This window comes from Actinomadura sp. NPDC048032 (assembly GCF_040653175.1).
Classification (GTDB): Bacteria; Actinomycetota; Actinomycetes; order Streptosporangiales; family Streptosporangiaceae; genus Spirillospora; species Spirillospora verrucosospora.
Window position 1 is genome coordinate 1 of record NZ_JBEZJP010000344.1, and the last position, 9,259, is coordinate 9,259.

Genomic DNA, 9,259 nt, shown 5'->3' on the forward strand with positions numbered 1-9,259 from the left:
GGGGTCGCCGATGGCGGTGATGACGTTCGTAGCGTCGATGACGTCGTCGTACGCGGATTCCGGGATGCCCATCATCAAGCAGATGATCTCCCAAAATCCTCCCAGTTGATCAATCAGGCCCTGCCGCAGGTGTGCGGGAGGGCCTGTGTCATGGGGGTGGGCGATACTGGGTTCGAACCAGTGGCCTCTTCGGTGTGAACGAAGCGCTCTCCCACTGAGCTAATCGCCCCTGCGGAACGCGTGTTCCGACGTCGGAAACTCTAGCGCATCTGCGGGAGTGGTCGCGCGCCGGTTTGCGGGGGTGCGGGGCTGGGGTCAGGTCCAGAAGGTGGGGTCTTCGATGTTCCAGGGGAGGGTGGCGCCGTAGACGGCCAGGTAGGCGGTCAGGGCGGCTGCCAGGGCGGCGGCCGTCAGGGCGCCGAGGATGGTGTTGCGACGGCGGGCGCGGGGGTCGAGGGCCTTCTCCTTGGCTCGGTCGGCGGCGGTCCTGGCGCGGTGGAGGGCGCGCTGGGCCCAGGCGAACTCGGTGGCGAGGATGGCGAGGCCGATGACGATGCCGAGGAGGCCGGGGCCGGGGGTCACCATCATGATCAGGCCGCCGGCGAGGACGGCGGCGCCGGTGAGGAAGACGCCGGCGCGCCAGGCGGTGTTGAGGAGCGGGTTGCGCCGGATGCGGGCGCGGAAGCGGTGGGAGAGGCGCGGTTCCGGGGGCGGGGCGTCCTTTTCATGATTTATTGCCACGGTTTTACTCTAAGCCAGCGGATGGGCGCTCGGGAGGCCGCGAGGGTGGGCGGATCGGGCCGCGGGGCAGGCGGGGTGGCGCGAAGGAATCTTGCGAATGATCCGCTTTTGCCCAGGTCAGACGCGGGTTTTGCTATGGTGAGATGGATCACAAACGCCGGGGACGCCGGAATGTTCGGCCGAGTTCAGGCAGTTAGGCGTCATAGATCGCGGGGATGTCGGTGGGAAGGAGTACCGCCACCGAGGCACCCCGTGAGCCAGCGGGACCGACGTAAGAGGGAATGGCCATGAACAGCAGTACCACCGTCTCAGCAGAGCTGGGCCTTCGTCTCGTCGTCCCCGACCGCACGACCGTCCCTCTGCTGGCCGGGCTGGAGTACGCGGCCGACGACCCGTACGCGATCCGGATGGCCTTCTACGTGGGCGACGACGAGCCGGTCGAGTGGATCTTCGCTCGGGAGCTGCTCACCGTCGGCATCGTGCGCAAGGTCGGGAACGGGGACGTGGAGGTCTGGCCCGGCGAGGACGACGGCACGCTCAACATCGCGCTGTCCTCCCCGTTCGGGGACGCGCTGTTCGAGGTGCCGCTCTCCCCTCTCGCCGACTTCCTCCACCGGACGTACCAGGCGGTGCCCGCCGGCGAGGAGAGCGAGTTCATCGACATCGACGCCGAGCTGGAGAACCTGCTCTGGCCGTCCTAGCCGGACAGGCGGGCGATGTGGCGCATCTTGTTCATGGCGTCCAGGGCGGCGACCTTGTAGGACTCGGCCAGGGTGGGGTAGTTGAAGACGGCGTTGACCAGGTAGTCGATCGTGCCGCCGCAGCCCATGACCGTCTGACCGATGTGGACGAGCTCGGTGGCGCCGGTGCCGAAGACGTGGACGCCGAGGAGGCGCCGGTCCTCCGGTGAGACGAGGAGTTTCAGCATCCCGTAGGAGTCTCCGATGATCTGGCCGCGGGCCAGTTCGCGGTAGCGGGACACGCCCACCTCGAAGGGGACCTTGGCCTCGGTCAGGGCGTCCTCGGTGAGGCCGACGAAGCTGATCTCGGGGATGGTGTAGATGCCGATGGGCTGGGTCTCGTGGATCTGCGAGACGGGCTCGTCGCAGGCGTGGTGGGCGGCGAGGCGGCCCTGCTCCATCGAGGTGGCCGCGAGGGACGGGAACCCGATCACGTCCCCGACGGCGTAGATGTGCGGGACCTCGGTGCGGTAGTGGTCGTCGACCTTGATCCGGCCGCGGTGGTCGGCGGTGAGGCCCGCGGCCTCCAGGCCCAGGTCGCCGGTCATGCCGTGGCGTCCGGCGGAGTACATGACGGTGTCGGCGGGGATCCGCTTGCCGCTCTCCAGGACGGTGATCGCGCCGTGCGCCATCCGCTCGACGGACGCGACGCTCTCGCGGAACCGGAAGGTGACGGCCAGGTCGCGCAGGTGGTACTTGAGCGCCTCGACGATCTCCAGGTCGCAGAACTCCAGCATGCGCTCGCGGCGCTCGACGACGGTGACCTTGGTGCCGAGCGCGGCGAACATGGAGGCGTACTCGATGCCGATCACACCGGCGCCGACGACGACCATGGTCTCGGGGATGCGGTCCATGTGGATGATGCCGTCGGAGTCGATGATCGTCCGGTCGTCGAAGTCGACGGTCTCGGGCCGGGCGGGACGGGTGCCCGTCGCGATCACGATGCGGTCGGCGGTGAGCTTCTGCTCGCGGTCGCCGGCCCCGCTGACGGCGATCGTGTCGGGTTCCAGGAAGCGGCCGGTGCCGGGCAGCACGGTGACGCGGTTGCGGGCGAGCTGGCTGCGGACGACGTCGGTCTCGCGGCCGATGACGTGCTGGGTGCGCATCCCGAGGTCGGCGACGGTGATCTCGTCCTTGACCCGGTAGCTCTGCCCGTACAGCTCGCGCTGGTTGAGGCCGGTCAGGTAGAGGACGGCCTCGCGGAGCGTCTTGGACGGGATCGTTCCGGTGTTGATGCAGACGCCGCCCATCATGTCGCGGCGGTCGACGATGCCGACCTTGCGGCCGAGCTTGGCGGCGGCGATGGCCGCGCGCTGCCCGCCGGGTCCCGAGCCGAGGACGAGGAGATCGAAGTCGCTCACTCCGCCAGTGTGACGCCTGGCGGTCCGCCCGATAAGGGCTTCAGGGAACGATTCCCCCGGCCCGTACGGCTTCACCCGGGTTCAGACCGCTGAGCCGTTCGACCACACCGCCTGCTGCTCCCGCGCGTCGAGCGCGCCTGACGGCCAGGCCGTGCGGCGCGCCCTGGCGTCGACATACGCACCGGTGACGCCCTCCATCTCCGGGCTGGACACCACGTGGACGCTGGAACGCGAGGCCTTGGTCATGTCCGACAGCAGCAGCGGCCCAGCAGCCTGATCAGCGGGGCGGCGGGCCGGTAGAGGTAGGGGAGCGCGCATGGGCGTGGCCCGGTTCCCCGGGGCGTAGGCGTGGCCGGGGTAGGCCACGTTGACGGTCACCTCCCCGTCCAGGTGGGAGGCGAACCGGTGGCTCATCGCCATGAGGGCCGTCTTGGCGTGGTTGTAGTGCGCGAACCTCCACCCGAGGTACTTCTTCTCCCCTTGCAGGTCGCCGGGATCGATCGTCCCGCCGGGCATGCCGCCGGTCAGGTTGACCACGCGCGCCGCGCCCGCCGCGCGCAGCATCGGCAGGAGCAGGCAGGTGAGCGCGTACGGCGCGAGGACGTTGACGGCGAACGTGGCCTCGACGCCGTCCCGCGTGAGCCGCCGCTCGGCGTTCATGCCCCCGGCGTTGTTGACCAGGACCGCGCTGACGGAAGGATCCGGCGACCCCCTCGACGCCTTCACCGCCGCGCTGGACACGGCCGCCCGCGAGTGGCTGCGCTCGGACGGCACCGCCGACCGCGCCGCCCTCATCGACCAGGCGTTCACCCTGCTGGCGCCGCGCCTCTGAGACCGCCGCCTCCGGGCCCGGTCACACCGCCGGTGGGCGCGGTCAGCCCTCGCGGTCCCGGCGCCCTCGCCCGGACGGCGGCGAAGGATCATCGCTCCCGGGGTGCGGTGAGGTCTTCGGCGAGCGTGTCCAGGCCCGCCTTGATGCGGTCGAGGGGCATGCCGCGCGTCCGGCGCTGGTAGAGGAACAGGTTCGCGGCGAGGGGGGCGAGGAGGGCGTCGGCCAGGTAGGCGGCGTCGGCGCCGGGGCGGATCTCGCGGAGCAGCATCGCCAGATGCCGGTGGTAGAGCATGTAGGAGCCCTCGCGGAAGCGGGCCTCGGGCGGGTCGGCCTCGGCCATCAGCAGCAGGTCCGCCTGGGCCTCGGTGCGGTCGGCCAGGGCGTGCAGGAAGGCGCGGACGCGCTCGGCGGGGGCCGCGCCCGGGCCGAGCGGCGGAGGGCCCTGGATGAACGCGGCCTGGAAGTCGCGCTCGAGGTCGTCGATCACGGCGTAGACGAGCCGGGCCCGGTCTCCGAACCGGCGGTACACGGTGCCGACGCCGACCCCGGCGGCCCGCGCGACCTCGTCCATGGAGACGGCCTCGGGCCCGCGGGTCGCGATCATCTCCGCGGCCGCGCGCAGGATGCGGCGGCGGTTGTGCGTCGCGTCCGCGCGCTCGGAGGGCGGCCGCCCCACCACGGGCAGCTCCCGCATCCAGCCCCCTCTCGGCACGGCACACCAGCCTAACGGGTTTGTATCCGGAATATTCTCCGGTTAAGCTCCGCTAAGTGGAATTCTCTCCGGTTAGGGAGTTGAGATGACGGTGGAGCTGACGGGACGGGCCGCGCTGGTGACGGGCGGCGGGCGCGGCATCGGAGCGGCGATCGCGCGGCGGCTGGCGCGGCACGGCGCCGACGTCGCGGTGACCTACGTGCGGGCCCCGGAACGGGCCCGCGCCGTCGTCCGCGATATCGAGGCGGCGGGCGGGCGCGGGCTGGCGATCGCCGCCGACGCGGCCGACCCCGCGGCCGTCGTCGCGGCGGTCGACCGGGCGGCGGCGGAACTGGGCCGGCTCGACATCCTGGTCAACAACGCCGGGATCGCCCCCTACGGGCCGCTGGAGGACGTGTCGGCCGACGAGCTCGACCGGACCCTGGCGATCCACGTCCGGGCGGCCTTCGTCGCGGCGCAGGCGGCGTCCCGGCATCTCGGGCCGGGCGGGCGGGTCATCAACATCGGCAGCAGCCTCGCCGAGCGCGTCCCCTATGCCGGGTGGACGCTGTACGCCATGAGCAAGTCGGCGCTCACGGGCCTCACCCGGGGCCTGGCCCGCGATCTCGGGCCGCGCGGGATCACCGCGAACGTGGTGCAGCCGGGGTCGACCGACACCGAGATGAACCCCGCCGACTCCCCCGACGCCGAGTTCGAGCGCGGGTTCACGGCCCTCGGGCGGTACGGGCGCGCCGAGGAGATCGCCGCGATGGTCGCGCATCTGGCGGGCCCGGGCGGGGACTATGTCACGGGTGCGGCGATCGCCGTGGACGGGGGGTATGCAGCCTGATGGCCTGGGTTTTCCTGCTGATCGCGGGGTTGACGGAGCTGGTGTGGGCGACGGCGCTGAAGCAGTCGGACGGCCTGACGAAGCTCTGGCCGACCGTCATCGGCCTGTCGGTCGCGCTGCTCAGCGTCGTGGTGCTGTCGCTGTCGCTGCGGACCCTGCCGGTCGGGACGGCGTACGCGGTGTTCGTCGGCCTGGGGGCGCTCGGCGTCGCGGTGGTCGGCATGATCGCGTTCGGGGAGAGCGCGTCGCCGGCCCGGCTGGCGTTCCTCGGCCTGATCGTCGTCGGCGTGGTCGGTCTGCAGGTGCTGGAGAGCTCTTAGCGGGGCAGAGATCGGGCAGAGTGGGGGCATGGCGAGGGAGATGCTGGGGATCGACATCGGCGGGTCGGGGATCAAGGGCGCGCCGGTCGACCTTTCGGACGGGACGTTCACCCGGGAGCGGTTCCGGGTGGACACGCCGCAGCCGTCGAAGCCCAAGGCGGTCGCGAAGGTGCTCGCGCAGGTCGTGGAGCATTTCGGGTGGGACGGCCCGGTCGGGGTCACCTATCCCGGCGTGGTGGTCGACGGCGTGACGATGTCGGCGGCGAACGTGTCCGGGCGGTGGATCGGGCTGGAGGCGCGAGCGCTGATCGCGGACGCGACCGGGCGGGAGGTCACGCTGCTCAACGACGCGGACGCGGCGGGGATCGCCGAGATGCAGCTCGGCGCGGGCCGCGGGCGGCGCGGGACGGTCGTCGTGCTCACGCTGGGAACGGGGATCGGCAGCGCGCTGTTCACCGACGGCGTCCTCGTCCCGAACACCGAGTTCGGCCACCTCCAGATCGACGGCGAGGACGCCGAGGTCCGCGCGGCGGCGAAGGCGCGGGAGGAGGAGGACCTCGGCTGGAAGAAGTGGGCGAAGCGGCTGAGCGTGTACATGGCCCACCTGGAGGCGCTGATCTCCCCCTCGCTGATCATCGTGGGGGGCGGGGTGAGCAAGAAGTCCGAGCACTTCCTTCCGCTGATCAAGGGGGTCCGGGCGGAGATCGTCCCGGCGCGGCTGGTGAACAACGCGGGCATCGTGGGGGCGGCCATGGCGGCCGAGGCCGCTCATGACGCAGCGGCCGAGGCCGCTCATGACGCAGCGGCCGAGGCCGCTCACTACGGAGCGGCGGAGTCGGCGCGGGCTATGGAGGCCGCGCGTTAGGGCGTCCGGAAACGGACGGTCGCGATCTCCCAGGGGCGCAGTGCCAGCGCGGCCGTCCCGTCGTGCACGTCGAGCGGGATGCCGGGGCGTCCGCGCAGGTCGACGCGGGTCGCCTCGGTGAAGTCGCCCCGCAGGACGGCCGTGGTGGGCCGCGCGCACTGGGCGACCATCCGGGTCTCGGTCCAGCCGTCGCGGAGGCGGAGGGAGGTCATCGCCACGCCGTCGCCCGTGATCGAGAGGCCCGCCCGGGAGGCCGGGAGGGGCGTGGCCGCCCGTCCGTAACCGGCGGCGGTGAGCAGGTCATGGCGGTATGCCTCCGCGGCCTGCAGGACTTCGGTTCCGGGCGCCGCGCCGGAGTACGGCATGATCGCGAAGCCGACCGCGCGCTCGCCCCGGCACTGGGCCTGCGGTGTGGGAAGCTGCGGCCCGGCGGGCTGGTCGCGGTAGGCGTTGCGGTCCCGCGACAGGTAGCCGATCGAGCGCAGCAGGGTGAGCGCCAGCTCCCGTCCGCCGAGCACCTCGTACTCGGTGACGTGCTCCAGCAGGACGGCGAGGCCGCCCGCGGCGACGAACCCGGACGCGGGGAACGTCGGCACCGGCCGCTCTCCGAAGCCGCCCTCCGCCGAGGGCCCGCGCTCGACGATCGCGAACTGCCCCTCGGCGAAGGACGAGCCGGCCTGGCGCGGCAGCGACATGTGCAGCCGGACGCGGTGGTCGTCGCACCGGTTGTCGAACGCGACGCGCAGCCGCAGGAAGGGCTCGCCGGCGCGCAGTTCCGCGCGGGTGGTGACGGTCACGTCCTCTTCGGCGTCGGACCGGGCGTCGCGGGTGAGGTCTCCGGAGGCGGGCCACCGGTAGCTCCGGACGATGTCGAGCGCGGCGACGAGCGGCCCGTCCCAGACGGGCCGGACGTCCACCGCCAGGGGGTCGCCGACGATGCGGTCCTCGGCGGGCGGCGCGTGGTTGTAGGAGTCGCCGAGGTCGCCGCCGTCCACGACGCGGCCGACCCCTTCGACGACGTGGCCGGACGGGGTGCGCAGCTGGAGCGTGCCGTCCTCCCGGACCTCGGCGCGCAGCAGCCCGTTGTCCAGGACGTTCCCCTCGGCCCTCACCGGGCCTTCCGCGGCGTCGCCCGGCGCGACGGGCCGGACGGCGGTGAGCCCCAGGGCGGGCACGTCGACCAGCGCGGCGACCGTGCGGCGCGGATCGGCCAGGATCCGGACGCGCCAGTCCCCGTCGGCGTCGCGCAGGGCGTCCCGCACCTCGCCGATGTCGAACCGGACGTCGGCGCGGGAGGTCACGTGGAAGGTGAGCGTGCGGTCCTCCCTGGACACCGTCCAGTCGCGGATCTCCTGCCCGAACAGGACCCGCCCGTACACCCGCTCCAGAAGTATCGGCAGTTCGGAGGCCGGGTGGACGGCGTCGTCCAGGACGGTGGGCGCGACGTCGAGCGTCTGGACGGGGACGGGCCGCCCGTCCCCCGTCTCCAGCCCGGGTTCCCCTTCACAGGGGATGTCCAGGGTGACGAGGCCGGTTCGCGGGGCGGGGGTCGGGTTGAACACCAGGTGCGAGCCGAGCGGCACCGTCGCGGCGCGTTCGGCGGTGACCAGGTCGCAGACCGCGCGGCCGAGCTGCTCGGCCTCCGCCATGCGGGCCGCGACCTGCTCGGCGGTCTCGTCGCTGCCGCATCCGGTGACCGAGTCGTGGCAGCTCACCTCGATGAGGCGGCGCCACGCCAGGTCGAGGAACCGCTGGGCGTCGCCGGTGTACCAGAGGGCCGTCAGCGGTTCGGCGTACCGCTCCACGAGCCGCTCGGCGCGTCCCATCAGCTGCTTGAGCCGGACGCGGGCCGACAGCACGCCCGGCAGGATGTTGGCGCGGGCGTGCGACCGGAGCTCGCCCCGGACGTGGGGCAGGCCGTCCACGGACGGCGTCTCGCCCGCGAAGTACCCGGCGAGCGTGTCGAGCCGCATCGGGAGCCCGGCGGAGGCGACCCGGTCGGCGAGGTCGGGGGCGGGCGCGGTGTGGTCGGCCCCGTACATGGCCAGCAGCGGCCCGCCGGCCGGGTACCAGCGGCCCATCGCCTCCGCGAACCCGGCGACGCGGCCGGGCAGCAGGGACGCGCCGTCCTCGAACTCCTCGAACATCGACGCGGCGTTGCCGTAGCCGCCCTCGGGGAGGTACTGGGTGCGGATCGCGGTGCCGTCCGGCGCCTCCCAGGCGAACGCGCGGGTGCGGACCCGGTCCGGGACGCCGCGCCACACGCAGGCGTGCTCGATCCCCGCGAGCTTGAGGATCTGCGGTGTCTGGGCGCAGTGCCCGAACTGGTCGGGCAGGTAGCCGACCATCATCGCGGCGCCCAGCTCCTCCGCGCGCCGCAGCCCGAGCTCCAGGTTGCGGACGATGTTCTCCCCCGAGCACAGGAACTCGTCGTGCAGGATCTGCCAGGGCCCGACGGCCAGCCGGCCCCCGCGGACGAGCGCGGCCAGCCGCTCGCGCCGCTCGGGGCGGATCTCCAGGTAGTCGTCGACGGCGGCCATCTGCCCGTCCAGCGTGAAGTGCCAGCGCGGGTCGGCCTCCATCCCTTCGATGACGCCGTCCAGCAGCGACACCAGGCGGAGCCGGAAGCGCTGGAACGGCAGGTACCACTCGCGGTCCCAGTGGGTGTGCGGCACGACGACGATCTGCGAGTCCCCGGTCCGGCCTTCTACCCGCACAGTGCGATCACCTCGTTCTCGTGGGTCTCCAGTCGGTGCATGCCCGCCCCGCCGGCCGGCATCCGGACGCGGTCGCCCCCCCCTCCCCTCCCCCCCCCCCCCCCGCCCGCCCCACACCGCCCCCCCCACCCGAAGCCCCGGA

Annotated in this window: 10 protein-coding genes and 1 tRNA gene; 5 read left to right on the forward strand and 6 right to left on the reverse strand. The window is 72.7% G+C overall.

Going from position 1 to position 9,259, the window contains the following annotated elements; genetic code table 11:
- Window positions 1-157: 157 nt before the first annotated feature.
- Window positions 158-229: transfer RNA gene (locus AB0C69_RS31910), tRNA-Val, on the reverse strand.
- A gap of 86 nt (window positions 230-315) precedes the next feature.
- On the reverse strand, window positions 316-741 hold the full coding sequence (locus tag AB0C69_RS31915) for a TIGR02611 family protein (protein WP_360358699.1): 426 nt from the start codon (window positions 739-741) through the stop codon (window positions 316-318).
- A gap of 287 nt (window positions 742-1,028) precedes the next feature.
- Between AB0C69_RS31915 and AB0C69_RS31920 the strand changes: the two genes are divergently transcribed.
- On the forward strand, window positions 1,029-1,442 hold the full coding sequence (locus tag AB0C69_RS31920; RefSeq protein WP_345180665.1) for an SsgA family sporulation/cell division regulator: 414 nt from the start codon (window positions 1,029-1,031) through the stop codon (window positions 1,440-1,442).
- Here the strand turns inward: AB0C69_RS31920 and sthA are convergent.
- Complete coding sequence (gene sthA, locus AB0C69_RS31925; protein ID WP_360358700.1) at window positions 1,439-2,842, reverse strand: Si-specific NAD(P)(+) transhydrogenase; 1,404 nt, start codon at window positions 2,840-2,842, stop codon at window positions 1,439-1,441. The two genes, AB0C69_RS31920 and sthA, sit on opposite strands and share 4 nt — an antisense overlap.
- 81 nt (window positions 2,843-2,923) lie before the next feature.
- Complete coding sequence (locus AB0C69_RS31930) at window positions 2,924-3,502, reverse strand: hypothetical protein (protein ID WP_360358701.1); 579 nt, start codon at window positions 3,500-3,502, stop codon at window positions 2,924-2,926.
- Window positions 3,503-3,512: 10 nt separating this feature from the next.
- Between AB0C69_RS31930 and AB0C69_RS31935 the strand changes: the two genes are divergently transcribed.
- Window positions 3,513-3,674, forward strand: coding sequence for a hypothetical protein (locus AB0C69_RS31935; protein WP_360358702.1), 162 nt, complete (start codon window positions 3,513-3,515; stop codon window positions 3,672-3,674).
- An 88-nt stretch (window positions 3,675-3,762) separates the two neighbouring features.
- Here the strand turns inward: AB0C69_RS31935 and AB0C69_RS31940 are convergent, their stop codons facing one another.
- Window positions 3,763-4,368, reverse strand: coding sequence for a helix-turn-helix domain-containing protein (locus AB0C69_RS31940; protein ID WP_360358703.1), 606 nt, complete (start codon window positions 4,366-4,368; stop codon window positions 3,763-3,765).
- A gap of 103 nt (window positions 4,369-4,471) precedes the next feature.
- On the opposite strand from AB0C69_RS31940, the gene AB0C69_RS31945 reads away from it, so the two are divergent.
- The 3 genes from AB0C69_RS31945 to ppgK are packed head-to-tail and all read left to right on the forward strand — an operon-like array spanning window position 4,472 to window position 6,400.
- Window positions 4,472-5,215, forward strand: a complete 744-nt coding sequence (locus tag AB0C69_RS31945; protein WP_360358704.1) for an SDR family oxidoreductase — start codon at window positions 4,472-4,474, stop codon at window positions 5,213-5,215.
- Entirely contained in the window at window positions 5,215-5,535 is a 321-nt protein-coding gene (locus tag AB0C69_RS31950) for a multidrug efflux SMR transporter (protein ID WP_345180653.1), read from the forward strand. The genes AB0C69_RS31945 and AB0C69_RS31950 overlap by 1 nt, the downstream gene beginning before the upstream one ends.
- A 28-nt stretch (window positions 5,536-5,563) precedes the next feature.
- A complete protein-coding gene (gene ppgK / locus AB0C69_RS31955) occupies window positions 5,564-6,400 on the forward strand; it encodes a polyphosphate--glucose phosphotransferase (RefSeq protein ID WP_360358705.1) in 837 nt (278 codons plus the stop codon).
- Here ppgK and AB0C69_RS31960 read toward each other — a convergent pair.
- Entirely contained in the window at window positions 6,397-9,117 is a 2,721-nt protein-coding gene (locus AB0C69_RS31960) for an alpha-mannosidase (protein ID WP_360358706.1), read from the reverse strand. The two genes, ppgK and AB0C69_RS31960, sit on opposite strands and share 4 nt — an antisense overlap.
- Between the last annotated feature and the right edge of the window lie 142 nt (window positions 9,118-9,259).